The organism is Flavobacterium sp. ZB4P23 (assembly GCF_003970375.1).
In the GTDB taxonomy this organism is placed as follows: Bacteria; Bacteroidota; Bacteroidia; order Flavobacteriales; family Flavobacteriaceae; genus Flavobacterium.
This window is the reverse complement of sequence record NZ_RYDK01000005.1, coordinates 107,087-133,508: the sequence shown is the minus strand read 5'-3', so window position 1 is coordinate 133,508 and position 26,422 is coordinate 107,087. Positions and strand designations below refer to the sequence as shown.

21 protein-coding genes, 2 pseudogenes and 1 CRISPR repeat array are annotated in these 26,422 nt (G+C 32.8%); of the genes and pseudogenes, 12 read left to right on the top strand and 11 right to left on the bottom strand.

Annotation, left to right across the window (positions count from 1 at the left end; translation table 11 throughout):
* Window position 1: 1 nt before the first annotated feature.
* Both EKL99_RS09835 and glf read right to left on the bottom strand, forming a co-directional pair.
* Window positions 2-766, bottom strand: coding sequence for a DUF4422 domain-containing protein (locus tag EKL99_RS09835; RefSeq protein ID WP_126460464.1), 765 nt, complete (start codon window positions 764-766; stop codon window positions 2-4).
* The gene (gene glf / locus EKL99_RS09830; RefSeq protein ID WP_126576870.1) at window positions 759-1,871 is read right to left on the bottom strand and encodes a UDP-galactopyranose mutase; all 1,113 of its coding nucleotides are present in this window, start codon (window positions 1,869-1,871) and stop codon (window positions 759-761) included. Before glf ends, EKL99_RS09835 begins: the two co-directional genes overlap by 8 nt.
* Window positions 1,872-1,925: 54 nt before the next feature.
* Between glf and EKL99_RS09825 the strand changes: the two genes are divergently transcribed.
* Complete coding sequence (locus EKL99_RS09825; protein WP_231507423.1) at window positions 1,926-2,792, top strand: hypothetical protein; 867 nt, start codon at window positions 1,926-1,928, stop codon at window positions 2,790-2,792.
* Between the two features lie 77 nt (window positions 2,793-2,869).
* Complete coding sequence (locus EKL99_RS09820) at window positions 2,870-3,607, top strand: lipopolysaccharide kinase InaA family protein (protein ID WP_370275742.1); 738 nt, start codon at window positions 2,870-2,872, stop codon at window positions 3,605-3,607.
* On the opposite strand, the gene EKL99_RS09815 is transcribed toward EKL99_RS09820, so the two are convergent.
* Window positions 3,590-4,381: a glycosyltransferase family 2 protein gene (locus tag EKL99_RS09815; RefSeq protein WP_126576869.1), complete on the bottom strand. Its 792-nt coding sequence runs from the start codon at window positions 4,379-4,381 to the stop codon at window positions 3,590-3,592. The genes EKL99_RS09820 and EKL99_RS09815 overlap by 18 nt on opposite strands.
* Before the next feature lie 71 nt (window positions 4,382-4,452).
* Between EKL99_RS09815 and EKL99_RS09810 the strand changes: the two genes are divergently transcribed.
* Complete coding sequence (locus EKL99_RS09810; RefSeq protein WP_126576919.1) at window positions 4,453-5,265, top strand: glycosyltransferase family 2 protein; 813 nt, start codon at window positions 4,453-4,455, stop codon at window positions 5,263-5,265.
* Here the strand turns inward: EKL99_RS09810 and EKL99_RS09805 are convergent.
* Window positions 5,258-6,319: a glycosyltransferase family 9 protein gene (locus EKL99_RS09805; protein ID WP_126576868.1), complete on the bottom strand. Its 1,062-nt coding sequence runs from the start codon at window positions 6,317-6,319 to the stop codon at window positions 5,258-5,260. The genes EKL99_RS09810 and EKL99_RS09805 overlap by 8 nt on opposite strands.
* 60 nt (window positions 6,320-6,379) lie before the next feature.
* Window positions 6,380-7,195: a 2,3,4,5-tetrahydropyridine-2,6-dicarboxylate N-succinyltransferase gene (locus EKL99_RS09800; protein ID WP_126576867.1), complete on the bottom strand. Its 816-nt coding sequence runs from the start codon at window positions 7,193-7,195 to the stop codon at window positions 6,380-6,382.
* Window positions 7,196-7,294: 99 nt separating this feature from the next.
* On the opposite strand from EKL99_RS09800, the gene EKL99_RS09795 reads away from it, so the two are divergent.
* From EKL99_RS09795 to EKL99_RS09780, 3 genes are all read left to right on the top strand, one after another.
* On the top strand, window positions 7,295-7,528 hold the full coding sequence (locus tag EKL99_RS09795) for a hypothetical protein (RefSeq protein WP_126460479.1): 234 nt from the start codon (window positions 7,295-7,297) through the stop codon (window positions 7,526-7,528).
* A 586-nt stretch (window positions 7,529-8,114) separates the two neighbouring features.
* The gene (ruvX, locus tag EKL99_RS09785; protein ID WP_126568359.1) at window positions 8,115-8,531 is read left to right on the top strand and encodes a Holliday junction resolvase RuvX; all 417 of its coding nucleotides are present in this window, start codon (window positions 8,115-8,117) and stop codon (window positions 8,529-8,531) included.
* Between the two features lie 118 nt (window positions 8,532-8,649).
* On the top strand, window positions 8,650-10,146 hold the full coding sequence (locus tag EKL99_RS09780) for a malate:quinone oxidoreductase (RefSeq protein ID WP_126576866.1): 1,497 nt from the start codon (window positions 8,650-8,652) through the stop codon (window positions 10,144-10,146).
* Between the two features lie 64 nt (window positions 10,147-10,210).
* Here EKL99_RS09780 and EKL99_RS09775 read toward each other — a convergent pair whose 3' ends face one another.
* On the bottom strand, window positions 10,211-12,424 hold the full coding sequence (locus EKL99_RS09775) for an FUSC family membrane protein (RefSeq protein WP_126576865.1): 2,214 nt from the start codon (window positions 12,422-12,424) through the stop codon (window positions 10,211-10,213).
* 195 nt (window positions 12,425-12,619) lie between these two features.
* Here EKL99_RS09775 and def point away from each other — a divergent pair, with 195 nt between their 5' ends.
* From def to EKL99_RS09755, 4 genes are all read left to right on the top strand, one after another.
* Window positions 12,620-13,207, top strand: coding sequence for a peptide deformylase (gene def / locus EKL99_RS09770; RefSeq protein WP_126460494.1), 588 nt, complete (start codon window positions 12,620-12,622; stop codon window positions 13,205-13,207).
* Window positions 13,208-13,293: 86 nt separating this feature from the next.
* Window positions 13,294-13,776: a DUF5606 domain-containing protein gene (locus tag EKL99_RS09765; RefSeq protein WP_126460497.1), complete on the top strand. Its 483-nt coding sequence runs from the start codon at window positions 13,294-13,296 to the stop codon at window positions 13,774-13,776.
* 81 nt (window positions 13,777-13,857) lie between these two features.
* Complete coding sequence (gene mazG / locus EKL99_RS09760) at window positions 13,858-14,640, top strand: nucleoside triphosphate pyrophosphohydrolase (RefSeq protein WP_126568353.1); 783 nt, start codon at window positions 13,858-13,860, stop codon at window positions 14,638-14,640.
* A 220-nt stretch (window positions 14,641-14,860) separates the two neighbouring features.
* The gene (locus tag EKL99_RS09755) at window positions 14,861-16,309 is read left to right on the top strand and encodes an APC family permease (RefSeq protein WP_126576864.1); all 1,449 of its coding nucleotides are present in this window, start codon (window positions 14,861-14,863) and stop codon (window positions 16,307-16,309) included.
* An 11-nt stretch (window positions 16,310-16,320) separates the two neighbouring features.
* On the opposite strand, the pseudogene EKL99_RS09750 reads toward EKL99_RS09755, so the two are convergent.
* The 5 genes and pseudogenes from EKL99_RS09750 to EKL99_RS09730 form a co-directional block, all read right to left on the bottom strand.
* A pseudogene (locus EKL99_RS09750) lies at window positions 16,321-16,858 on the bottom strand (Crp/Fnr family transcriptional regulator).
* Window positions 16,859-16,871: 13 nt separating this feature from the next.
* Window positions 16,872-17,030, bottom strand: a pseudogene (locus EKL99_RS14680) (coproporphyrinogen III oxidase); the annotation flags it as partial.
* Between the two features lie 129 nt (window positions 17,031-17,159).
* Entirely contained in the window at window positions 17,160-17,636 is a 477-nt protein-coding gene (locus EKL99_RS09740) for a hypothetical protein (RefSeq protein WP_126460506.1), read from the bottom strand.
* A 115-nt stretch (window positions 17,637-17,751) separates the two neighbouring features.
* Window positions 17,752-18,099 carry a hypothetical protein gene (locus tag EKL99_RS09735; protein WP_126576863.1) on the bottom strand — a complete coding sequence of 116 codons (348 nt, stop codon included), beginning with the start codon at window positions 18,097-18,099 and terminating at the stop codon, window positions 17,752-17,754.
* A 149-nt stretch (window positions 18,100-18,248) separates the two neighbouring features.
* The gene (locus tag EKL99_RS09730; protein ID WP_126576862.1) at window positions 18,249-20,237 is read right to left on the bottom strand and encodes a DUF349 domain-containing protein; all 1,989 of its coding nucleotides are present in this window, start codon (window positions 20,235-20,237) and stop codon (window positions 18,249-18,251) included.
* Between the two features lie 444 nt (window positions 20,238-20,681).
* Here EKL99_RS09730 and cas9 point away from each other — a divergent pair, with 444 nt between their 5' ends.
* Window positions 20,682-24,998 (top strand): type II CRISPR RNA-guided endonuclease Cas9, encoded by a 4,317-nt coding sequence (gene cas9 / locus EKL99_RS09725; RefSeq protein WP_126576861.1) that lies wholly within the window; start codon window positions 20,682-20,684, stop codon window positions 24,996-24,998.
* Between the two features lie 39 nt (window positions 24,999-25,037).
* Window positions 25,038-25,277: a CopG family transcriptional regulator gene (locus tag EKL99_RS09720; RefSeq protein ID WP_126576860.1), complete on the top strand. Its 240-nt coding sequence runs from the start codon at window positions 25,038-25,040 to the stop codon at window positions 25,275-25,277.
* Window positions 25,278-25,596: 319 nt separating this feature from the next.
* Window positions 25,597-26,160: direct repeats of the CRISPR family, unit length 36 nt; unit sequence GTTGTGGTTTGATTAAAGATTAGAAAACACGATATT.
* Window positions 26,161-26,422: the final 262 nt, after the last annotated feature.

Genomic DNA, 26,422 nt, shown 5'->3' with positions numbered 1-26,422 from the left:
ATTATAGATCGATTATTTTATAAGTGGGAATTGCTTTGATTTTTAATTTATTATGATAAACATAAAGATTAATTAATCTTTCAGATATAAACCCGAAAATTCGTGCTTGATAGTCATCCTTGGGAATACTGACTTTAGATTCCAATTCAAATAGAATAGAAAAAAGCCAGGTGTAATAATCATCCCAAATTTTCTTGGAACAAATCATCATATTTGCTACATGAAACAGTCGACCTTCGTCTAAATGGGTTACAATACTTTCTTTGTATTGCGGGTACTTCTCACTAATTATTTTTTTTGTTAAATCCCAATCTTCTTTTCGGTGATCTTCACAGTAGTTTTGAGTCAGTGTAGTATTTTTAAATTTATATGGTTTACAAAGAATTACATCGTACTCCGAGAGTATTTTAATGATTTTTTTTTCTAAAATTTCTCCATCAGTTTTAACTAATTTTGTTTTTTTAAAATCATCAATCTTAATTTTTTTTTGAGCGGAAGGTTGGAAATTATAAAAGGGATTGAAAAAATTAAAATACCTCCTGTAATGACAGATTCCAACGTATTCAACATCCGTAATATTTTTCCAAATCCAATAAGAAGCAGTTAATTCACAGTAGTTTTTGTTTTTATTAGCAATGTTATCGAGCGTGTTGTCTCGCAAAATATTTGTTGCAATGTCTACATTTTCGCCGACTTGTATCGGGATATGCAATTCGTTAAATAAAATAGGGGTCTCTTTATGTGTAACTGTAAAAATTTTAACCATTTTCTAGTTCTTTTTTAGATTTTATTAATGCGGATGCAATTATTTGGTGCATGTCGTAATATTTGTATTCTGCCAATCTGCCTCCGAAAATTACATTATTAAGGGTTTCGGAAAGCTTTTTATAATTGAGATATATCGCTTGATTTTTTTCGTCATTAATAGGATAATAAGCCTCTTTTTCGGACGTCCAATTTTCAGGATATTCTTTTGTCACTACAGTTTTCTTTTGGTTGCCAAATTCAAAATGTTTATGCTCTACGATCCTAGTATGTTGATATTCAATGTCATTATAGTTAATGCCTGCATTTCCTTGAAAATTCTCGGTATCCATAATTTGTGTTTCAAATCGCAACGAGCGATATTCTAGTTTTCCAAACTGGTAATCAAAATATTCGTCAATTTTCCCCGTGAAAACAATTTTTGTTGCGATATTTTCAAAGTACTCTTTGTTTTCGAAATAATCTGTATCAAGTTTCACTTCAATGTTTTCCAATAAATTTTCTATAATTTTATTGTAACCTCCAATGGGGATTCCTTGGTAGCGATCGTTAAAATAATTATTGTCAAAAGTAAATCTAACGGGAAGTCTTTTAATAATGAAAGCAGGCAGTTCGGTGGCCTTTCTGCCCCATTGCTTTTCAGTATACCCTTTGATCAAGGTTTCGTATATGTCTTTTCCCACCAATGAAAGTGCTTGTTCTTCGAGGTTTTTAGGGTTGTCGCTTCCAAACTCCTTAATTTGCTGCTCAATTTTATTTTTTGCTTCAGCCGGCGTTTTGGTTCCCCATAGCTGATAAAAGGTATTCATGTTAAAAGGTAGATTATAAAGTTTACCCTTTGAAAGCGATAGAGGCGAATATACGAAATGATTAAAATTCACGAATTGATTTACATAATCCCATATTTTCTTGTCATTGGTATGAAAAATATGCGGGCCATATTTGTGGACATTTATCCCTTCAATATTTTCACAATAAATATTTCCTCCGGTGTGTTTTCTTTTATCTAAAATCAAACACTTTTTACCCGCTTTTGTTGCCTCATGCGCAAAAACACTACCGAAAAGACCTGATCCTACTATTAAATAATCATATTCTTTTTTCATTCAACAAAAATAGATATTTAATACTAAATTGCAACAAATTTCAAATTGATGTTTATGTTAGGAAAAATACAAGTAGGTTATTTAGTCTCGTACGATTATGAACTATTAAAAAATTCGATACCAACAATATACAAAGAATCTAACACTATTTTTTTAGCTATTGATAAGGAACGAAAAACATGGAACGGTGAATTTTTTACTATTGATGATACTTTTTTTGAATGGATTGATGCATTTGATGTTGAAAATAAAATTGTTATATATGAAGATGATTTTTACGTGTCAAGTTTAACTACAATGGAATGCGAGGTTAGAGAAAGAAAAATGCTTTCCGATAAAATGGGAATAGGAAATTGGTTAATTCAAATTGATGCAGATGAATACTTTTTAGATTTTTCAGGTTTTATAAATGATCTTAGGAAGTATGATTCTTTTTTGAAAAACCCAAAAGAAAATCCTGTTCAAATAGGTTGTTTTTTAACTCACTTGTACAAATACACTAATGAAGGAATATTGTATGTTGAAAATCTTACAAGAGTTTTACTTGCTACAAACTATCCAAATTACAAAGTAGGCAGAAAGACAAAAGCAAGGGTAATTTACACGGATAAAATTCTTTTGCATGAATGTTTATCAAGAACCGAAGACCAATTAGCTTTCAAATTAAAAAATTGGGGACATAATGTACAAATTAATAACTCTTTCTTTGAAAAATGGAAATTAGTAAATCAAGAAAATTATAAAACATTTAAAGATTTTTATTATATAGAAGCTGATACATGGAAGAATTTAGGTTATTTTCCTACAAAAAACATAGATGAAATTAAAAACTATGTTAGTAATAATAAAGTACTTAGAATTTCATCACTTTATCTTTTTTTTAAAAATTTCGGACAATGGTTTAAGTATTTAGCTAAATAATATTTTTGCTTTTATTAAAACAATCGACTAATCTTATAATAAAACAATTGAAAAGAACTATAATTTTTAATACGTCATTGATAACCAATCAAAAGGTGTTAATTGATATCATTGAAAGCTTCAATTCAAAAGGAATTCTTTTTGGTGACGGAGTGCGAAACAAAATAAAACTTTTTGAATTAGAAGGGAAAACGATAAATATCAAATCTTTCAAAACCCCAAATCTGATCAATAAAATTGCCTACAAATATTTCAGAAAATCTAAAGCCAGACGTTCTTTCGAATATGCAGCTATTTTATTAGAAAAGGGAATTGGTACGCCACAACCTATAGCTTGTGCTGAAAATTTCACTTTGTTGGGATTACAAGAAAGTTTTTATATCAGTGAGCATCTTCAGGCAGAGTTAACTTTCAGAGAATTAGTGCTGCAACCTGATTATCCGGATCATGAGAATATCTTGCGGCAGTTTACCCGATTTACATTTGATTTACATCAAAAAGGAATTGAGTTTTTAGATCATTCTCCAGGAAATACTTTGATTAAAAAAGCAGATGATGGAAGCTATAGTTTCTACCTAGTTGATTTAAATAGAATGAATTTCCATCAGTTTATGGACTTCGAGCTACGCATGAAAAATTTCAACAGGCTTACGCCAAAAAAAGAAATGCTGGCAATAATGAGTGATGAATATGCCAAACTTTACAATAAGAAATACGATGAAGTTTTTGTAAAAATGTGCTTTTATACCAACGATTTTCAAATGAAATTTCATAGAAAAATTGCTCGTAAAAAGAAATTATTGTTTTGGAGATAACTGTTGTTGTCTTTTCCAAAGTTGTTCTAATTCTTGATATCGGATGTGAATTGAATTGGCGTTTAAATAGCAAATAATCAAACCTTTTTTTCCGTCAAGAAATCCTAATCGGATAATGTAATTGAACAAAAAATTATATGCAGGATGCAAAAAATGTAATAAAACCGAAGGCTTTTGCTTTTTTAAAAACTTCTCCTGTGCTTTGAATTCTCCGTACCGAATCGTTTTCGATTTATACGCTTGAAAATTAGCATAGGAATAATGAATCAGTTTGTTTTTTAGAACACCTATTTTTCCATTCACTTTTAATTTTTCATGAACAAGCCGGTCTGTGGTATATTCAGCCTGATTTTTATTAAAAAGCCTAAATATTTTATCATTCTGATTCCCGCTGAAATGCAATACTTTGCCTTCAAACATAAAAGTTCTATAGAAAAGAAAAGCCGAAAAGGTTTCATTGGTTTTTATCGTGGTTATAATTTCATTCTTTAATGCAGGAGTCAGTCTTTCATCTGCATCCAAAAATAAAATCCAGTCATTTTTTGCATGTAAAATAGCAAAGTTCCTTTGAGAAGAATAGTTTTCGAATTTATTTTGAATGAAAGTGACCTTTTCAAATGATTTACAAATAGCTTCTGTTTTATCGGTACTGAATGAATCGACAATAATAATTTCATCAGCAAAATCTAAATCAACCAAAAGTGGCTTAATTTGATTTTCCTCGTTTAATGTAATTATTAAAACAGATAAATTAGGAGTCGGTTTTGAATCCATTAATTAATTTTTATATTGTGACAATATATAAATTATTAATTACTTTTGTTATCAATAATTTAAAAATATATATGAAAGCGTCAGTTATTATGAGTACCTATAATGCAGTTCAATGGCTCGAGAAAGTTTTATGGGGTTTTAGTGTGCAAACAACGACTGATTTTGAGATTATTATTGCTGATGATGGTTCTGACTCAAAAACTAAGGAAAAAATTGATGAACTCCGAAAATTAATAACTATTCCTATTATACATGTTTGGCATGAAGATCACGGATTCCAAAAAACTAAAATTCTGAATAAAGCTATTTTATCCTCAAATACAGACTATCTTATTTTTACCGATGGCGACTGTATTCCTAGAAATGATTTTGTTGCAACTCATTTTAAATATAGAGAAAAAGGCTTTTTCCTTTCGGGAGGCTATTTTAAACTTCCAATGTCAATTTCAAAGCGTATCACAAAAGAAGATATTTTAAATCAAAATTGTTTTGATTTAAAATGGCTTAAAAACAACGGTCTTGTGTCAAATCTAAAAAATATAAAATTTACGACTTCTCCTTTTTTATCCAACCTATTAAATAAGCTTACGCCAACCAAACCAACTTGGAACGGACACAATGCTTCTGGCTGGAAAACTGATTTATTAGCGACTAATGGTTTTAATGAAGAAATGCAATATGGAGGGGAAGACAGAGAATTAGGCGAACGATTAATCAATATGGGACTTTCATCTAAACAGATAAGATATAGTGCCTTTTGTCTTCATTTAGATCATAAAAGAGGGTATGTTTCTGAAGAAATTTGGAGAAAAAATAATGAAATTCGAGCCTACACAAAAGTGAATAGAATAATAAAAACGAACTCAGGAATATGTCCTAATTAGATTTTATATATTTCTTTAAAATAGGTAAAATTAAATTTGGAGTGAATTTTTCGTATAAATTTATAGCTTCGTTTTTCATTTCTTTTGCTGATTTCCCCCCGTATAATTCAGGTTTGTAATCCTTTAAATGTACAGAAACTGTTGTAGTTTCGTTTTCAAACGAATTCCAGGCTTCCTTAATTATCCAAGTTGAAAAAATAGTAAAAGTAGGTTTATCCAATGCTTTTGCCATATTTACTGCACCCCCTTCATTTCCAATTAAAGCATTGCAATGATACGTCACGGATAAAAATTCACGAATATTTCTCAGGATTAAATCAATTTTAATTTTTTGTTGAGTCTCAGGAAGACACAAGTTATAGATAGTTTGTGCTTCTTCTTTTTGCGAAGGCATATAATTAAAGAGTAAGGTAGCATTTGTTTCAGCAACAACAGTATCTAATACTTTAGCCATATAAGGAAATGGATATGTTTTGTTTTTACCGCTACCCAGCACGCCAATCATGTATATTTTATTCGAAAAATCAATGTTATTCGTTTCTAAAATCTGTTTTCCATTTTTGATTTCATCAGAAGTAAGAAAAATTTTTGGTTTGATATCTAGTTGTTTCTTGTTATCATTAAAATCCGATACTAATAAGAGTCTGTTTTCAAGAGCTAAACCTGCATTAGTTGAAGGTTGAGATAATTCTTTGATGCTATCTGTATAGATAAAATGACTGTATTTTTTATAGATACCTATTTTCTTTTTTGAATTTGAAAACAGTATGATTAGATTGCTTTCTGTTTTTCCGTAGGCATCAATAACAAGGTCGTAGCGTTCTTTTCTAATTTTGAGTAAGAATTTAAAAAAAGCAAATTTACTTTTTCTATAGTCATCTTTAAATAAAATCAGATTATCGATATTAAGATTATTTTCAACAACAGGGCTGGTAAATGGATAAATCAGATAATCCACTTGTGATTCGGGATATATGATTTTCAGATTATTGCATATAATGCTGCTTGCCAAAACATCACCAATCATTTTTTGTTGTATTACTAGTATCTTCATAACATAAAAAACCTCCCGTTGAAGGGAGGAATATACACTTTTTTTTTGTTTTAAAACATATTAAACCGCAACATCATATTCGCGTAAAGCATTGTTCAATGATGTTTTCAAATCAGTTGAAGGTTTACGAGTTCCAATGATTAAAGCGCAAGGGACTTGGAACTCACCAGCAGCGAATTTTTTAGTATAACTTCCAGGAATTACTACGGAACGGGCAGGAACATAACCTTTCATTTCAACGGGAGTTTCTCCGGTTACATCAATAATTTTTGTGGAGGCAGTCAGGCAAACATTGGCACCAAGTACAGCTTCTTTCCCAACATGTACCCCTTCAACTACGATACATCGGGAACCAATGAAAGCGCCGTCTTCAATAATTACAGGAGCCGCTTGCAAAGGTTCAAGTACGCCACCAATACCAACGCCACCGCTTAAGTGTACGTTTTTACCTATTTGAGCACAACTACCTACGGTTGCCCATGTGTCTACCATAGTTCCTTCGTCTACATAAGCACCAATGTTTACATAACTTGGCATCAAGATAACACCACTGGAAATATAAGCACCGTAACGCGCGACTGCGTTAGGAACAACACGAATTCCTTTCTCGGCATAGCCTCTTTTCAATAACATTTTGTCATGGTATTCGAAAATTCCAGACTCTAATGTTTCCATTTTTTGAATAGGAAAATACATTACTACTGCTTTTTTTACCCATTCGTTTACTTGCCATCCCGCTCCAACTGGTTCAGCAACACGTAATTTTCCGGTATCTAATAATTCAATAACTGCTCTGATAGCATCAGTCGTTGTAGTTTCTTGTAACAAAGCACGGTTTTCCCAAGCTTGTTCTATAATTGGCTGTAATGGATTCATTTTTGATAGATTTTTGACAAAGATAGGGTTTTTAACTAAAAGCAAAAAGTCAAATTAATTTGAAAATGTTATATATTTGTACTTTAAATTGTAGGTACTATGGAAACCATTAGATTAGAATTTCAACCCGAAATCAAAGCCAAAATTCTGGAGTTATTGAGTTCCTTTTCATCAGATGAACTTACAATAGTTCAGGAAAGGTCAATTTTTGAAGAAGAAAAAAGAATGCTTCAGTCCAGGATTGATAAGATTGATAATGGTACTGCTGTATATTCTACTTTTGAGGAATTGGATATTTTGCTGGAAAAAACGATATCAAAATATGAGGATTAAATTAACTATCGAATTTAATCATGATTTAGATGATATAATTGATTCCATTTCAAAAGACAAACCGCTTACTGCAAGAAAATTTAAAATTGCATTGATAAAAAAATAAAAAAAGAGATGCAGCAGCCTTTTCTTTTCAAAAAATCAATTTATTTTGATAATGAAAACACAAAAGATTATGTTTTTAAAGGTTATACAATCGTTTTTAAAGTTGATGTTGCACACGAAACTGTTTTAGTTGTCGCAATTTTGAAACATAGGAATTCGTTTTAAGTAAAAATAGTATGGAAACCATTAGATTAGAATTTCAACCCGAAATCAAAGCCAAAATTCTGGAGTTATTGAGTTTCTTTTCATCAGATGAACTTACAATAGTAAATAGTACAGGAAGATGAGGCGTTTACTAGAAATAAAAAAAAATTAGACGCTTCACTAGAAAAAAATCATAATGGTACTGCAAAACTTTATACAATATACTAAGTTGATGCCTATCTTGATAAAGTGATTTCAAAGTATGAAAATTAATTATTCTGATTTTTTTTATGGATTTAGCCGATTAAGCTCAATATGTTTGTAAAACTTCTTATAAATGCCTAGAATTCTCTCCATAGACTACGGTCAAAAACGAACCGGAATAGCGGTTACTGATGAAATGCAAATTATAGCTTCGGGTTTAACCACAATCCCATCGGCAACTGCAATTGCTTTTTTGAAGGATTATTTTGCCAAAGAAAAAGTAGAAGTCGTTCTTATTGGTGAACCCAAACAAATGAATGGCGAACCCTCAGAAAGTGCATCGATCATTAAAGGATTTGTCACGCACTTTACCAATCATTTTCCGGAGATGAAAGTCATTCGGGTTGATGAACGGTTTACTTCAAAAATGGCTTTTCAATCCATGATAGATAGCGGCATGAGTAAGAAACAGCGTCAAAACAAAGCACTTATTGACGAAATATCGGCCACGATTATGCTTCAGGACTATTTGACCAGGAAAAAATTTTAAAATCAGTGTAAAAAAGCTATTTTTTTGCTAAAACGGTTTGATAAATGTAACTTTTGAGGTGAAATTTATGCTTTTTTTTGTGAATATATCATTTACCTTTGCACTTTAAAATCTAGTTATGCCTGACACAACCATACGTACAAATAGTGAAGTAGTTCTTATTGGAGCTGGAATTATGAGCGCCACGCTGGGCTTAATCCTAAAAGAACTGCAACCGGATATAAAAATTGAAATTTACGAACGATTAGATAGAGCGGCGGCTGAAAGCTCTGATGCATGGAATAATGCAGGAACTGGACATGCTGCTTTTTGTGAACTCAATTACACTCCCGTAGGACCTGATGGAAGCATCAGCCCAAAAAAAGCGATCAGTATCGCGGAGTCTTTCGAAGTTTCCAGACAGTTCTGGGCATATCTCGTTCAAGTAAACAGAGTTCCTTCTCCTGAAAATTTTATTAAAAGCATTCCCCACATAAGTTTTGTATGGGGAGAAAAAAATGTTGCTTATCTTAAAAAAAGATTTGACGCGTTGCATTTGAATCCTCTTTTTAAGCAAATGGTTTTTAGTACTGATTTTGCACAATTAAAAGAATGGATGCCGCTGGTTATGGAAGGGAGATCAGAAACCGAAAAAGTGGCCGCCAGTTCAATGGCAATTGGGACAGATGTAAATTTTGGAGAATTGACCCGAAGTATTTTTGGTTATTTAGCAAAACTAGATGGGGTTACCATTCATTATAACCACGAAGTTCAAAAATTAAAACAACGAGAAGATAAGTTATGGCGCATAAAAATCACTGATTTAGCTTCCGGTCAAAAGAGAAAAACATACTCTAAATTTGTTTTCATTGGTGCTGGGGGTGGTTCCTTGCCATTATTAGAAAAAGCAAATGTGCCCGAAGGCAAAGGCTATGGCGGCTTCCCAGTGAGCGGACAATGGCTAAAATGCACAAATCCGGAAGTGATTGCAAAACATCAGGCTAAAGTATATGGTAAGGCAAGCGTGGGAGCACCACCAATGTCTGTACCACATATTGATTCCCGAATGATAAATGGAGAAAAGCAATTGCTTTTTGGTCCTTTTGCGGGTTTTTCGACTAGGTTTTTAAAAAATGGCTCCTATTCAGATTTACCTTTATCGATAAAATCAGATAATATTATTCCAATGTTAGCCGCAGGTATTAAGAATATACCCCTTACCAAATATTTAATTGAGCAAGTGCGCCAATCCCCTAAAGACCGAATTAATGCGTTAAGAGAATATGTTCCCAAGGCACGATCCAAAGACTGGAAAATTGAACGTGCCGGACAACGGGTACAAGTGATAAAAAAAGACGAAAAAGAAGGAGGCATACTGGAGTTTGGTACCGAAGTAATTACCACTGCAGATGGATCTTTATCCGTTTTGCTGGGGGCTTCTCCAGGTGCTTCAACAGCAGTTTCTATTATGATAGATTTGATAGGAAGATGTTTCAAAGAGGAAATTAAAACGGCGGAGTGGCAGGAGAAATTAAAAATCATGATTCCTTCTTATGGTCAAAATCTCAATGAAGATCCAATTTTATTAGAGAAAATCAGAAAAGAAACGGCTGCCGTCCTAAAACTGAATAATTAGAAAGTCAGCACAAAAATAAAAAGCGTTTGAATTAGATAAGAATCTGGTTCAAGCGCTTTTCTTGTTAAGATTCCTTTAATGCTGTTGTGGTTTTTAAAATAGTTTCGGATAAACTGGTCAGCCAGATTAATTGTTCGATTACCAATTGTGCTTCTTGCATTTTCAATTGAAAAGCCTTTTCATCAATAGGAATTCCTGCTTTCAATTCTCGGGCACGTATATTTTTCAATTCGGTAAAACGTAGCGCTAAATCCTCTTTGGGAAGGTTTTCTTTTAGCTTGAAATCATTTTCCTTCAAAAGTGCAATAGCCTCATCCAGATTTCTAATCACAGTATCCACCACCACATTGAATGCTTCAGATGCGGAGGTTGTTTTATGGGATTGAATGTAAGTTCCTAAAGACGCTAATGAGGAGAGAAGAGAGTGATTTAATACCGTTAGTTTATAGACTTTAGGCAGCTGTTTTTGTTTTGATTTAGGCTCTTGTGCCATTCTCTGAAAAGAAGCCATTAAATTCCCAATCTCGATGAAAGCATTTTTACGAGCCAAGCGGTACGATGTAGAAACGGTTCCTTTTTTATTATAAAAAATTGAAATTTCCTTCAGGTAATTTTGATTGGCATTGATGGATTTTTCTAAATGCATGGGCATGTTTAAAAATTCCCAAGAAGGCCATAAAAAATGATTGGCCAAAAAAGCAAGACCGGCACCTACAATGGTGTCCAGTATTCTAAATTGAACAAGATCCCCTATGTTAGGAGTCACAATTCCATAAATAAAAACAACATACATGGTTACAAATGTGGCACTGACTTTGTAATTTGTTTGGGTAAAAGAGAATCCTAAAAGCAAGCAAAGAATAGAAAGAATACTGATTATAATGTTGTCTTTGACAAAGAAAAGAATTCCAAAGGCAATTAATCCACCTAAAACAGTACCTAGAATTCTATGAAAAGAACGTTGTTTAGTCAAGCCGTAACCGGGTCGCATGATAACGATAATAGTCAATAAAATCCAGTATACATTATGAAAAGGCAGTATTTTTCCAATAATAAAACCAACTAATAGCGCTATTGTTAATCGTAAGGAATGCCTGAAAATAGTGGAGGAAAAACTCAGATTCTCTGTCAAAGTACGCCACGGATAATACTGCGGCGTTAAGAATTTTTCTAAATCGGTATCGATTCCTGTAAAATCCTGTAAATTAACAATTGAGGTAAAAGCACGTTCTACAATTTTTATTTTCTCGACTTGCTTTTCCGCATATTCCAGCATAGTGGTAAGCATAAAAACGCCTTCTGAGGCAGAATTTTTCCCTAAATCTTTTTCATAATCAGTGATTGCCAGCTGTAAGGCGTTCAAATCGTTTAGCAATGTGTGTTTTGGAATATAATTCGTTCGTTTTTTTACACTTTCAGATAATTGCTTTAAACTTGTGGCCAGATTGTAGGCTAAGTTTTGATACGTCAGCAAGACCCTTGGATGATTGTCGAATTTTCGGTGCAATTTATCATGGTCAAATGACGTAGACAATGCCACTTCAAGGATTTCTACCATTGCTATAAAAACAAGCAACATTTTTCGATTTTGATTAGAAGAACCTGCGCTGATATGGCTGTTAATCAATACTTCTCTTATGTTTTGATGAATGGTGTTCAACTCGACCTGAAGGTTTAACTGCTTTTCAATAATTGCTTTTTTATCGGCGTCTATGGTCCATAAATCTCCTCTTAGCTTCAAATATTTAGCCGTAAGTTTGATGCATTCAGCAATTTGTAATTCGATGTAGCGATGTGGTCTGATGTAGTGAAAAGTAAGTGAAACAACGAGATAGAATAATCCTCCTGCTAGAATCAAACCGGAATGTTGTACCATAGCCCAACCGGTATTTATATCAGAAAATGTCAAGGAGATTGAAATCAGAGAGGAGAAAGAAACCATTGTAGCTCGTTGTCCGTAAACGGATAACATGGATGTCAGGAAAACTAATAAGGCTAAAAAAGGATAAAAAATCCAAGAATACGGATAAATTATATTTACCAGCAAATTCACACTAGCAACAAGAATGGTGGCAACAAGAATCCCGTTGACTTTATGTTTCAGACTACTTGGAATGTCACTAGGATAAGTAAAAAAGGCTCCAAGAGCTATTGTAAAACCTGCTTCGAATTTGCCAAAAAAAGAAAACAGCATCACCGGAATCACAGTGGCGATAGTTACTTTTAGGGCATTAGTGAAATACGTCGTATCGGTAAATTTTTGGATTTTATGAATCATACAATTGTATTGCTTGCAAAGGTAAGGATTGTAGGAATTTTTCAAAGGAATACTATCGGTCTTTTAACCTAAATTTTAAATAGTGATGAATTATCATTAGAGCATTATTCATTGGCTATTTTTTTACTATTTTTGCAGACCGAATTAAAAGAGAACTTATTTCGATTTTAATAGCTAATATTTAATACAACACGAATGATTTTACCAATTATAGGATATGGTGATCCAGTTTTAAGAAAAACAGGGGAAGTTCTTTCACCAGAACATCCAAACTTGAAAGAAACGATTGCCAATATGTATGAAACAATGTATAATGCCTATGGTGTGGGTCTTGCTGCACCACAAGTAGGATTAGCGCTTCGTTTATTTGTAATCGACACGACTCCTTTTAGCGACGATGAGGAATTAGAAGATGCAGAACAAAAAGAATTAAAAGGATTCAAAAAAACCTTTATCAATGCAAAAATGATACAAGAAGAAGGTGAAGAATGGAGTTTTAATGAAGGCTGTCTGAGTATTCCGGATGTCAGAGAGGATGTTTATAGAAATCCAACCATAACAATTGAGTATTGCGAAGAGGATTTTGTAATGAAAACCGAAGTTTTTGACGGATTAATCGCCAGAGTAATCCAACATGAATACGATCATATTGAAGGAATTTTATTCACCGATAAAATTTCGTCATTAAAAAAACGACTGATTCAAAAGAAACTGAAAAACATTTTAGAAGGAAAAACATTCCAAGACTACCGAATGAAATTCTTTGCCAAAAAAGGAAGATAAAACAGCTTTTTAACTTCGCTTGGTATGATTTTTGGTTTCAAATAAAAATAAATAAGTCAAATTCTTAATAATAATTCCACAATAACATGAATTTAGAAAAAATATTAGCCATTTCTGGGAAACCAGGTTTATATGTATTGAAAGTGCAAACAAGAACCGGATTTGTAGCAGAATCATTAGCGGATGGAAAAAAAATCACCGTAAACTTGAAAAGCAATGTAAGCTTACTATCGGAAATTTCAATTTATACCTATGAAGGCGAAAAACCTTTAGCTGAAATCATGCAAAAAATTGCTGATAAAGAAAGCAAAGGTGCGGCAATATCCCATAAAGAAGACAACACTACATTGATGGCTTATTTCAAAGAAGTTTTACCTGATTATGATGAAGAAAGAGTATATCCTTCTGATATCAAAAAAGTGCTGAACTGGTATAATATGCTTCAAGCAAAAGGACTTGTTACTGATGAAGCTCCTGCTGCTGCAGTGACAGAAGAGGTTGCAGCCGAAGAAACTCCAGTAGCGGAAGTTAACGCTCCTGCTAAAAAAGCAAAAGCTAAAAAAGAATAATCATATTTTAAAATACTATTTAATCCTGTTCAGTTGTTTTTCTGAACAGGATTTTTTTATTTTTACCAAAAACTATCCCTAATGAATTCAAGACAAAACCAACTGCAAGCTTTCGAACGAGTATTAGATATTATGGATGATTTGCGTGAAAAATGTCCTTGGGACAAAAAGCAAACTATGCAAACCTTGCGCCATCTTACCATTGAAGAAACCTATGAATTAGGCGATGCTATTTTAGACAATGATTTGAACGAAGTCAAAAAAGAATTGGGTGATTTGTTGTTGCATATTGTTTTTTATGCCAAAATAGGAAGCGAGACGAACGATTTTGATATTGCTGATGTGTGTAATGAAATTTGTGAAAAGCTAATTCACCGTCATCCCCATATTTACAGTGATGTGGTGGTAAAAGACGAGGAAGAAGTGAAACAAAACTGGGAAAAACTAAAACTCAAAGAAGGCAGAAAGTCCGTTCTGGAAGGTGTTCCAAGAAGTTTACCCGCATTAGTAAAAGCAAGCCGAATCCAGGAGAAAGTAAAAGGAGTGGGTTTTGATTGGGAAGAATCGCATCAGGTTTGGGATAAGGTTCAAGAAGAATTAGACGAATTACACGTTGAGGTTGAAGCAGGAGATCAGGATAAAATTGAAGCCGAATTTGGGGATGTTTTATTTTCAATGATCAATTATGCCCGATTTTTAAATGTAAATCCAGAAGATGCTTTGGAACGAACCAATAAAAAATTTATCAAGCGCTTTCAATATTTGGAAAGTAAAGCAGGAGAATTGGGAAAACCTTTAATGGATATGACACTTGCTGAAATGGATGTTTTTTGGGAAGAAGCGAAGCGTCTTCCTAACAAATAGGAATTGGAAATCTATGATTTCCAAACACCTCAATTTTGGGAAGAAGCGAAGCGTCTTCCTAACAAATAGGAATTGGAAATCTATGATTTCCAAATAACTCAATTTTGGGAAGAGGCGAAGAAGTTATAGTATTCAGTGTTCAGTTTTTTAGTAATCAGTGCTCAGATTTCAGTCTCAATACTTCGGGATTAGTATCCACTTTTAAATAATTAATTTACCTATGTCAGAAAATAAAACCGAGTTAAAACGTTCCTTAGGATTAATAGATGCCACGAGTTTAGTAGCTGGTTCCATGATAGGATCTGGAATTTTTATTGTAACATCAGCAATGGCTAGGGATATTGGCTCCGCTGCTTGGTTATTGGTCATTTGGGTAGTGACAGGATTAATTACAGTCGCTGCAGCCTTAAGTTACGGCGAATTGGCTGGAATGATGCCTAATGCAGGCGGGCAATTTGTTTACATTCAGCGCGCTTACGGCAGATTAGTTTCTTTCTTGTACGGTTGGACTGTTTTTACGGTAATTCAAACGGGTGTTATTGCTGCTATTGCAGTTACTTTTGCGAATTATGCTGCTATCTTCTTTCCTGTTTTAGATCAAACACTATTTATGGTTGGTACTAGTTTTGTTTTTTCGTACCAAAAAGTATTGGCTATCTTCAGTATAATTTTGCTAACGTACATCAATACTAAAGGAGTAGAAAGCGGAAAAACAGTTCAGTTGCTCTTTACTTCGGCAAAATTAATAGCGCTTTTTGCCTTGATAATTTTAGGATTATACGTGGGTCTGCAAACGGATGTTTTGTCCAATAATTTCGCAACTATGTGGGAAGCCAGCAAAACGGTAGTCAATCCTGATGGAACAATTACAGTAACAAAATTAGCAGGAATGGCTATTTTGGGAGCAGCAGGAGCTACCATTATTAATTCCTTGTTTTCTAGTGATGCTTGGAATAATGTCACTTTCATTGCAGGGGAAATTAAAGAACCTAAAAAGAATATCCCCCGTAGTTTGTTTCTTGGAACCTTAATTGTTACTGTTATTTATGTTTTAGCAAATCTGGCGTACTTGGCTTTATTGCCAATGCAGGGAGCTCCAAACGCTGCTGATATTGCCAGTAACGGAATCATGTTTGCCAGTAATGATAGAGTAGGAGCGGCCGCAGCAAGTATGATTATGGGAAATGTAGGTGTTTTTGTAATGGCTGCATTGATTATGGTTTCTACTTTTGGATGCAACAGCGGATTGATTCTTTCGGGAGGACGATTATTTTTTGCTATGGCAAAAGACGGACTTTTTTTTAAACAGGCTACAGAACTGAATAAAAACCAGGTTCCGGCCAAAGCATTGTGGGTGCAATGCATTTGGGCTTGTATGCTTTGTGTTTCAGGAAAATTCGGGGACTTATTAACCTATGCTACTTTTGCGTCATTGTTGTTTTATATCCTGACTATTCTGGGAGTTTTCATTCTTAGAAAAAAAGAACCCAATGCCGATAGGCCTTATAAAGCGTTTGGATATCCGGTTGTACCCGCACTTTATATTGTGGTGACATCAGCCATTTGTCTGACTTTACTGATTTATGACACCTTCAATACGGGATTGGGATTGTGCATTGTGGCGTTAGGAATTCCGGTGTATTATTTTGTAATGAACAAGAAAGAGTAAAGCAAATGGAATTAATTAGCTAATTTTTTGAGTGAATTGATGTCTTTTTAAAACGATTTTTTTACCGGTTAATTCAATCAATTCTAGTTTTTTTAAATCCGAAAGTAAACGGATACAGCTTTCAGTGGCTGTTCCAATCATGCTGGCTAGTTCATTTCTCTAAAGTTGTACTTTTAAGGAGTTATCTTCGTTTTTTCCAAAGGTGTCATGCAAATAGAGAAGCGTCCCGGCTAATCTTCTCTTGACTGTTTTTTGGGCTAAATGCACCATGTGATCGTCGGCTTCTTTTAGATCACCGCAAATGCTTTTCATCACATTCATCGAAAACTGATTGTTCTTGCCAAAGCATCCCATCACTTCTGATTTTGGAATACAAATACCATCTTTTAGACAGTAAATACCATTTACATTCTCTCCCTCTTCAAATGTAACCGCTCCTTTTTTACTACTATGGGAGGTTTTACAATAAGAAAGTTTTAGTAATTCGTCTTTTGTTAAGGTTTTTAAAGAGCTAAATTCTCTGACGATACATTGTTCGCATTTGCTCATATTCTTTGGTATTAAAAGGCAAATGGATATGCAAACTGATACCTTCAGAACGATTGCTCTCTGTGAAAGATTTCTTCAAAATTTCTTCTGAAAAATCCATTTCATCCTAATTAGGATAACTGGTGTATTTTGGTTCCGAAACATTGTATTTTTGTATTAAGGAATTTTTCATGGCAAAATCATTTATAGTTAGTCAAAAGTAAAGCGACTGTTCACATATTAAAATGACAATTATCATATTGAAAAAAACTTTTACAAAAAAAAGAGGCTTCAAAAGCCTCTTCACAAAGAAATTTGTTCTTTAAATAGTAATGCAATCCTGAATCATTTTTATCCATTTTTTAGCTATTTGATGATCTTCATGCAAACAAACCTGACCTATTTGATCATTCTCAATTGTGTAAAATGGAATGGTGTCTGTTTTTTTACCTTCTTTATAGTGAAATTGAAATTCAATTTTTACTATCGTATCGCTGTTATTCTCCGTTGTTGGAATCAGTTTACAGGATTGAATTGTATTTAAATCTACAAAAGAAACAACTTCTTCTTTAGCATTAAAATCCATCAAAAGAAACCCTTTGTTTTTTTGGTCTAAAGCCAATACTTTTTTGTTTTGTGTTTCCATTAACTCAAAATTAAAGCGATTGTTTTGACTGAATTTCTGTTTTATTGATTTAATTTTTGTTTTATTTAGTGAACTATACCGAATGGAATAGAAAATGGGGATGGCGATTATTAACGTTAGTACCAGGCCAATTATAGTTACGGATGTATCCATTTTTTTTATTTTTTTAGATTTTTAATGCAGGATTAATTGAACTGAAAACTAAAAAGGAATCAATTCAAAATAGAAGATAAATATATTCTTCTAATTAGGGTTTCAGTGCTTTAAATTACCAGAAAAAATGAAAAGGAAAGAGTAAGAGCGAAACCATTTCACAACGGTTGATGTCTTGTTTTGCAAAATGAATAATGTACTTAGAGGCTTTAAAATTTGGAACAGCTACCAAGTAATTTTCATAAAAATTACTAACGTTAGGATCAATAGAACGATCATGTAAAGCAAATACAGGATGTACCTGTGGTTGAATAAAAGCTGAAGAATGAATGCTGTCAGCAGAAAAGAATGAATGTGACTTTTCTGTTTGAATTGAATCCAATGAAATAGCATTTGCATTAAAAGCAAATAACAGAGCTATTGAAAAGCTAATAAAAATGACAGTTTTCTGAATCCATTTCATTTTGTAAACATAAAAAAGGAGACTGACTTTATGATTTTTTTTTTTAATAAATGAACGTTAAATGTTAAAATCAGCTAAGTAGTGTCTCCCCATAAAAAAACCTCGAGCAGTTTATTCTCGAGGTTTTGATCACCAGTATGTGCTGAAATTTATTCGGTTTTTAAGTTTCGTAATTGTTTGAGTTTTTCTTTCCAAACATCAAGACTCTCTTTATGAATAGCAATGTTTTTACGAACTTCTAATACGATGGAATTTTCTTTTTTTGCATTTCGGGTATTGGTAAAAAACTGAATGTTATTTTCCAATTGAAAAATTTCATTTTGAACTTCATCAATTTTACGCATTACAAAAATCTTTTCATTATCTAATTTGCGCGTATCATGGCTTTCTGACAAATGATCCATTCTGTTTGAGAAACGCAACATATCAGTATCTTTTTTACTCAAACTTAATTTTTCAAAAAGGGCATCCAGTATTTTGTTGAATTTTCCCTCAATATGTCTTCTTGTGAACGGTACTTTACCAAAGTTTTTCCAGGTTTCAATATGCAATTTTATGGAGTCTAAATCTGTTTTATGGTCTCCGATCAATTGGAACTCTCTTAAGGTTTCCAGGTAGGTTTTTTTAGCATCAAAAGCAGCTACTTCTTCCCCATTTTCCTCATTTTTTTGCTCTTTTAATTTGTCAAAATAATGATTGCAGGCATCCTTAAACTCTTTCCATATTTTATCCGAATATTTTCTTGGTACATGCCCTATTTGTTTCCATTCATCCTGAATTTGTTTCATGATAGGAGTTGTAGCATCAAAATCAGTGCTTTCCTGCAATTCTTTGGCTTTAGCTACAAGAGCTGTTTTCTTGCTTAAATTGTCGTTTTGGTCTTTCTTAATGTCTTTATAAAATGAATTTTTGAAAGAATTGAAATTTCTTACAGCAGTTTTAAAACTGGCCCAAGTATCCTCATTTACCTCCGATGGCACTTTTCCGGCAGAGAAGAAAGCAGTTCTCAAGGCTTCTACCTTTTCTATTTGAGCCAGCCATTGAGAATGTGCATTCACTTTCTCGGTCGCCAAAACTTCAATTTGAGCAATAATTTCTTTTTTCTTTTCTAAATTCTCTTGTTCAGTTCCTCTTTGATTTTCGAATAAAACTTCCCGTTTATCATGTATTTGCTTGGTCAAATCACTGAATTTATTCCAAATATCATCTCGATGTTCTCTAGATACCGGTCCAATATCCTCCTTCCAGATTCGATGTAAATCCTGTAGTTCTCTGAAGGCTTTGTTAATATCAGCTTCAGTGACCAATTCTTCAACACGCGCTACAATTTTTTGTTTTTGTTCTAAGTTGTGTTTGAAATCCAAATCTCTCGCTTCCCGGTCTAAATGCAGATAATCATAGAAATTTTCCACATGAAAATGGAAGTTATTCCACACGTGGTTGTATTTGTCCTTAGGAATTGGCCCGGCAGTTTTCCATCGTTCTCTTAAATCATTAAAATGTTTTAAGGTGTCTTTGATGTTTTCCTGAGGGTTAATCAACTCTTTTAATTCCTCAACAATGACCAAACGATTTTCTAAATTTGTTTTTAGATTCGTTTGCAAGCTCTTGAAATGGGTATTTTTAGTATCTCTAAAAAGAGAGTAATAAGTATCAAATTGAGATTTCAACGGAGAATGATATTGAAATTCTTCGTTAGGGTCTTGATTTTCTGCTAGAAATTCTTCTTTTTTCTCTTCGAGGAGGTGGTTGTATTTAGCTAAAAATGCTTTTTTAATTTCTTCAATATGCTGCTTAAAAGTCAAAATTTTGTCGCTGGAAACTAAATTTTTCAATTCGTTGACCAATACTTCAAGTGATAAGGTATCATAATCCTGCATCGGAATATCGTGACTTTCTTTGAGTGTTTCGTCTTCACTTTCAGCTGCATTTGTTTGTGTAATGGCATGAAGCGCAGTTGTATTTGCTGTTTCTGGCGCTATTACATTCTCTTCGGCGGGAACAGCAGCTTCGGGTTCATTTGTTGGATCAGTGGCGTGAGTTGCTAAAACGTTTGATTCTAATGAATTAGATTCAATAGTATTTTTGTCTAATTTTCCGTCTGCTTCAGGCAGGTTATCATTCTTTTCTTCTAACATTTTTTCAATGTGTAAGGTTTCTAAATAGATTCAACTCGAAAGATACTAAAGCAGTATGAAAATACAAAACAAAAACTTAATTTATAGTCATTTTAGGTTAAATGGCTTTTTTTTTGGAGCTATTTCCTGCTGTCCGCTGTATTCCCAATTAATAAAAACTACGGCTGAAAAGCCTTGTTTTTCTAAATTGGGAGATGCCGCTTCCATCAGGGCTAGGGATTTGGGTTAAAATTATGAATTGTTTTCAAAAAAAAAAGTCCCACCGAAGCAGGACTTAAGATTTTCATCTACGGCATATAGCCTTATTGTGATAAGATTAAAGATTAGAAATTTTAATCAGTTGTAAATATACCTATAAAATAATTAGGTTTCAATGAGGGAAACCGTAAAGCAGGTAATTATTTTCTCCGTAGCTTTAAAAATTCTTACAAAATACAGATTGTTATGGCAAAAATATTAGGATTGGATTTAGGGACAAATAGCATTGGGTGGGCAATTGTGGATAAAGATGGAACAGATTTTTCACTTGTAGATAAGGGAGTCAGAATATTTTCCGAAGGGGTTAAATCTGAAAAAGGAATTGAAAGTTCTCGTGCAGCAGAACGTACAGGTTTTAGAAGTGCTAGAAAAATAAAGTTTCGCAGAAAATTGAGAAAGTATGAAACTCTAAAAGTTCTATCTGAAAATAATATGTGTCCATTATCTGTAGAAGAAGTTATAGAATGGAGAAAATCTGGTTTTAAAAAATATCCACTTAATCCGGAATTCATTGCTTGGTTACGTACCGATGATGACAAAAACTTAAATCCTTATTATTTTAGAGATAAATCAAGTAAACAAAAGACTTCATTGTTATCGTTAGGAAGGGCTTTCTATCATATTGCACAACGAAGAGGTTTTTTGAGCAATAGATTAGATCCTTCTGCGGAAGGTGTTATCGAGCAACATAAACCCGATCTAGAAGATATTCTTGAAAACGCAGCAACTATTACGGAACTTCAAATGGAATTAACGGACTATTTTCAAGATCGTGATTTAATTGAACGTAAAGCAACGGATTTAGACGATGGAGAAAAGAAACTGAAAACCTTATATAATTCATTCTTCAAAACGATTAAAGATAATCTAAAAGACTTTGAGAGAACTAAAACCATACTCCTTGAACGGTTGAATAAAAAAGAAGACTTAGGGGCTGTCAAACAAAAGATTGGAGAGATTTCTCAAGCAATGAAATTGGGCAATTATGCAACTTTAGGACAATATTTTTTCAGTTTATACAATAAAGGTAAAATTAGAAATCAATATACGGCACGGGAAGAACACTATCTTTCTGAATTTGAAGTCATTTGTTTGGTTCAAGGAATAGACGGAATAATAGCAACTGAAAAATTGCCTGAAAAAAGATATTTTGGACTAGCTAAAGAATTGTATAAAGCTATCTTTTTTCAAAGACCTTTAAAATCTCAAAAAGGCTTAATAGGCAAATGTACTTTTGAAAAAAGTAAGTCAAGATGTGCCATTTCACATCCCAATTTTGAGGAATACAGAATGTTGTGTTTTATTAATACCATAAAGATAAAAACTCCCGATGATGAAACTCTAAGATTTCTTACTAACGAAGAAAGATTGAAAATCACTCCCAAGTTTTTGCGAAAAAAGGACAATTTTAATTTTGAGGATTTAGCCAAAGAATTGGTTCCAAGTGGCGGTAAATATGCTTTTTATAAATCATCTGCTGCTCCAAATGTTAATTACCTGTTTAATTATAATATGAATTCTTCTGTGAGTGGATGTGTAGTATCTACTTCATTAAAAAATGCTTTGGGTGAAGATTGGAAGACTAAAATCTATAGCTATGAAACTCTTAATAAAAGCGGTGAAATAGTAACACGAAATGTAGATTATAATGATTTATGGCATTTGATTTCCGTATCTACTTCTGATTTGTACTTACAGGAATTTGCAAAAGATAAATTGAAATTGGATGATAAAAAAGCTATTTTATTCAGTAAAATAAAGCTAAAGAAAGACTTTGCCAGTTTGAGTGTAACAGCAATTAATAAAATAAATCCTTTTTTGAGAGAAGGATTGTTGTATTCGCACGCTGTTTTTATGGCCAATATTAAAAATATTGTAGATGTCGACATTTGGAAAAATCTTGAGGATAGAAAACACATCCAAACTAAAATTGCCGAATTAATAGCTACAAACACTTTTGATAATAATTTATTGGAAATTGTAAACGGGCTCATTAAAGAATGTAAAGTTGGTGGTTTTTATTATTCAAAAGAAGCCGAAGGAACCTATAAATCAGATTTAGAAAAAAAGGTAAGTTATTTTGTGAAATCAAATAAAATTGATGACCAGAATGAGGTTATTGTAAAAAAGTTATTTCCTATTTACATTGAGCAATTAAAAAAATACGAATTTTTAACAATAAAACGATTAGACGAAAAAGTATTTGATTTTTTAGATGGTCAAAATGATGACGGACAGGTTTTTTGTAACGCCAAGAATAAACTTAATAAACTATATCATCCATCGGATATTGATGTTTTTAGAAAGCAAATTTTAAAAGATGGAAATGGAAACGAAAAATTAGTTTTAGGAAGTCCGTTAATTTCTTCAATAAAAAATCCGATGGCGATGCGAGCCTTGCACCAATTACGGAAAGTGTTGAATGCTTTAATTATTGAAGGTCTAATTGATGAAAAAACTAGAATTCATATTGAAATGGCCAGAGAATTAAACGATGCCAATAAACGAAAAGGAATTCAGGATTATCAAAGAGATATAGAAAACAGCAGAAAAGCATACATTGAGGAGATTAAAAAAGACTATAAAGCGGAAACTGGAATAGACATTGAACCAACAGAAGACGATATTTTACGCTATCAGTTATGGATTGAGCAAGACAGAAAAACAATTTATGAAGAACAATATACTAATATTAGTATATGCCAAATTATAGGTAGTGACCCTGATTATGATATAGAACATACTATTCCAAGAAGCAGGTCACAGGACAATTCACAAATGAATAAAACGCTGTGCAGCAAGCGATATAATCGGGAGATTAAAAAAAATAAAATGCCTATTGAGTTGAGTAATCATAGCGATATTTTAGATCGAGTTGCGCCTTGGCAAAAAAAATATTTGGCATTGGAATATGATATAATTGGGATTTCAAGAGCAATTAAAGCGGCAACCACAAAGGAACAAAAAGACCGAAAAATCAGATTGCGCCATAAATTGAATTTACAGAAGGAATATTTCAAAGGAAAATACGAACGGTTTACTTATAAAGAACCGAAAGTAGGTTTCAAAAACAGCCAAATTCCAGATACGGGAATTATAACCAAATATGCCAGTGCGTATTTAAAATCATATTTTGGTAGAGTAGAAGCCGTAAAAGGCGGAATGGTTGCTGAATTTAGAAAAGCCTGGGGAATTCAGGAAAGTTATATTAAAGACGGCAAGAAATATTATAAAATTAAAGACCGCAGCAAGCACACACACCATTGTATTGATGCGATTACAATTGCCTGTATGACCAAAGACAAATATGATGTAATGGCGCATGCTTGGGATTTAGAAGATGACTTGGAAAAAAATCAATACAAATTGATGAAATCCGTTTTAGAACAATCAAAACCTTGGAAAACCTTTACTGAAGATTTAAAAAAGATTGAGGACGAAATTTTGGTTTCCCATCATACACCAGATAATGTAAAGAAACAATCTAAAAAAATTATCAGAATACGAGGGAAAAAACAATTTGTTGCCGAAATTGAAATTGATACAGACGGAAAAAATGTTCCGAGAACGGACATCAATAACAAAATAATTTTTAAGAAAGATAGCAACGGAGAGAAAATGGCGAGGTTTCACCAAGGTGACACTATTCGAGGTTCTTTGCATCAAGACAGTATTTATGGGGCAATTAAAAACCCATTGCATCAAGAAGAAATACGCTATGTAATCCGGAAAGATTTAGAAAGTATTAAAGCTTCTGATGTGGAAAATATTGTGGATGAGGTTGTAAAACAAAAAGTGAAAGAAGCTATTGCCGCTAAGGTTTTACTACTATCTTCAAATCCACAACAAAAAAATAAACTTGCTGAAAATCAAAAGGTTTGGATGAATGAAGAAAAAGGGATTCTAATAAAAAAAGTTAGATTGTATGCTAATTCCGTAAAAAATCCTTTGGAAATAAAGGATCATGCCTTGCTGTCGAAATCACGCCATGAGCACAAACAGAAGGTTTATGCTCAAAATGACGAGAATTTTGCAATGGCAATTTATGAAGATGTTGATAAAAAAGGGAAAATAAAAAGATCATTTGAAATGATTAATAATATTGATGCGGGTTCATATTATAAATTAAGTAATTATGAAAATAAAATCAGCTATGATATTGTTACAAATCCACATGATAAAACAAGGTTGCCTTTAAAGTATATTCTAAAAAAAGGTTTGATGGTATTGTTTTATAAAAAAAATATTCAAGAAATTTTTGAACTTCCAATTAAAGATTTGCACAGTAGATTATATAAATTGGCAAAATTTGATGCGCAAGGTAGATTAACTTTTAGAACTCATTTTGAAGCAAGACAAGCAAGTGATTTAAAAGAAATATATGATGTTGATTTTGAAAAACCATTTGAACAGATTAGATTACAAGTTAGTAAATTAGATATGATAGTTGAAGGATACGAATTTACAATGACTCCGGGAGGTAAAATAATTTTTAATAATTAAATTACCTGGTATATATTTACACCACTAAATGATTTTATTATGTCTAGACAAAGCTTCACATTAGCCAATCAAAATGATGAATGGTTAAAACAGCAAGTAGCAAATGAAAAATTTACCAGCAAAAGTGAAGTAGTTAATTATTTAATCAAGCAAGCACGTGTGCGGGAAGAATATCACAACTATGTGCAAATGAAAATCGATAGAGGTTTGAAAAGTAGTTTTAGCACCAAAACCAAAGAGGAACTTTTGACAGAAATTAAAAGTAGGCTAAATGTATAAGTATCATTTATCTTATGAAGCTGAAGAAGATGTTATAAGAATTTTTGAGTACGGTTTAGGAAAATTTGGTTTGCAACAAGCAAATAAATATTACGAGATGTTGTTTGAATGTTTTAATAAAATTGCATCAAATCCGTTTATGTGTTTGTGGAGTTGATACTATTTATTGCAATATCAAAGGTGTTGAAATTGAAATCATTACAATCATCGGAAGACAAGATTTTTAAAGGTTCTTTGACATACAGTTTTTCATTGTCTTAAACAGCCAAACCACAACTGAAAGGTATGGCATCCGCCCAGCAGGGATGCAGTAGCTTTCAGTTGTGGTTTGATTAAAGATTAGAAAACACGATATTATACGTTCGTAAAATTTATGAAGAGTTTGAGTTGTGGTTTGATTAAAGATTAGAAAACACGATATTTTCTGTTACTGATTTTATAGGAGTCACTTCGTTGTGGTTTGATTAAAGATTAGAAAACACGATATTAGCAAACGATAATACAGTCGTTCATTTAGCGTTGTGGTTTGATTAAAGATTAGAAAACACGATATTGGTTATAATGGCCGTTAATGAAGATGCGGAGTTGTGGTTTGATTAAAGATTAGAAAACACGATATTTGATGCTGAAGTTCAGGCAATGACCGAGCAGTTGTGGTTTGATTAAAGATTAGAAAACACGATATTATCTAATGGGGTAATGACAACTACTACTCAGTTGTGGTTTGATTAAAGATTAGAAAACACGATATTGAAATATTTTTAAATTTTGCAAATGCCACAGTTGTGGTTTGATTAAAGATTAGAAAACACGATATTGCTCCCACCGCTATATCCAGCGCCACCAAGTTGTGGTTTGATTAAAGATTAGAAAACACGATATTAGTTGGCTTGTTACCTTCTAATTATCAAAGGAATATGGGTGAATGTCGTATAAAAAAATGCCTCTTTTTTGGATTGATATCCCAATATTGAGGCATTTTTTTATTTCTATCAATAAAAATTCGATAAATGGTAGTAGAATCATAGTAAGAGGCAAGATTCAATGATTAATTTTTAGTGCAATCTGCAGGGACAGGTCGCGACCTGTCCGTACGTTAGAGATTAGTCGCAAAATAATTTATATTTTTTTACGATTTGTGTGTA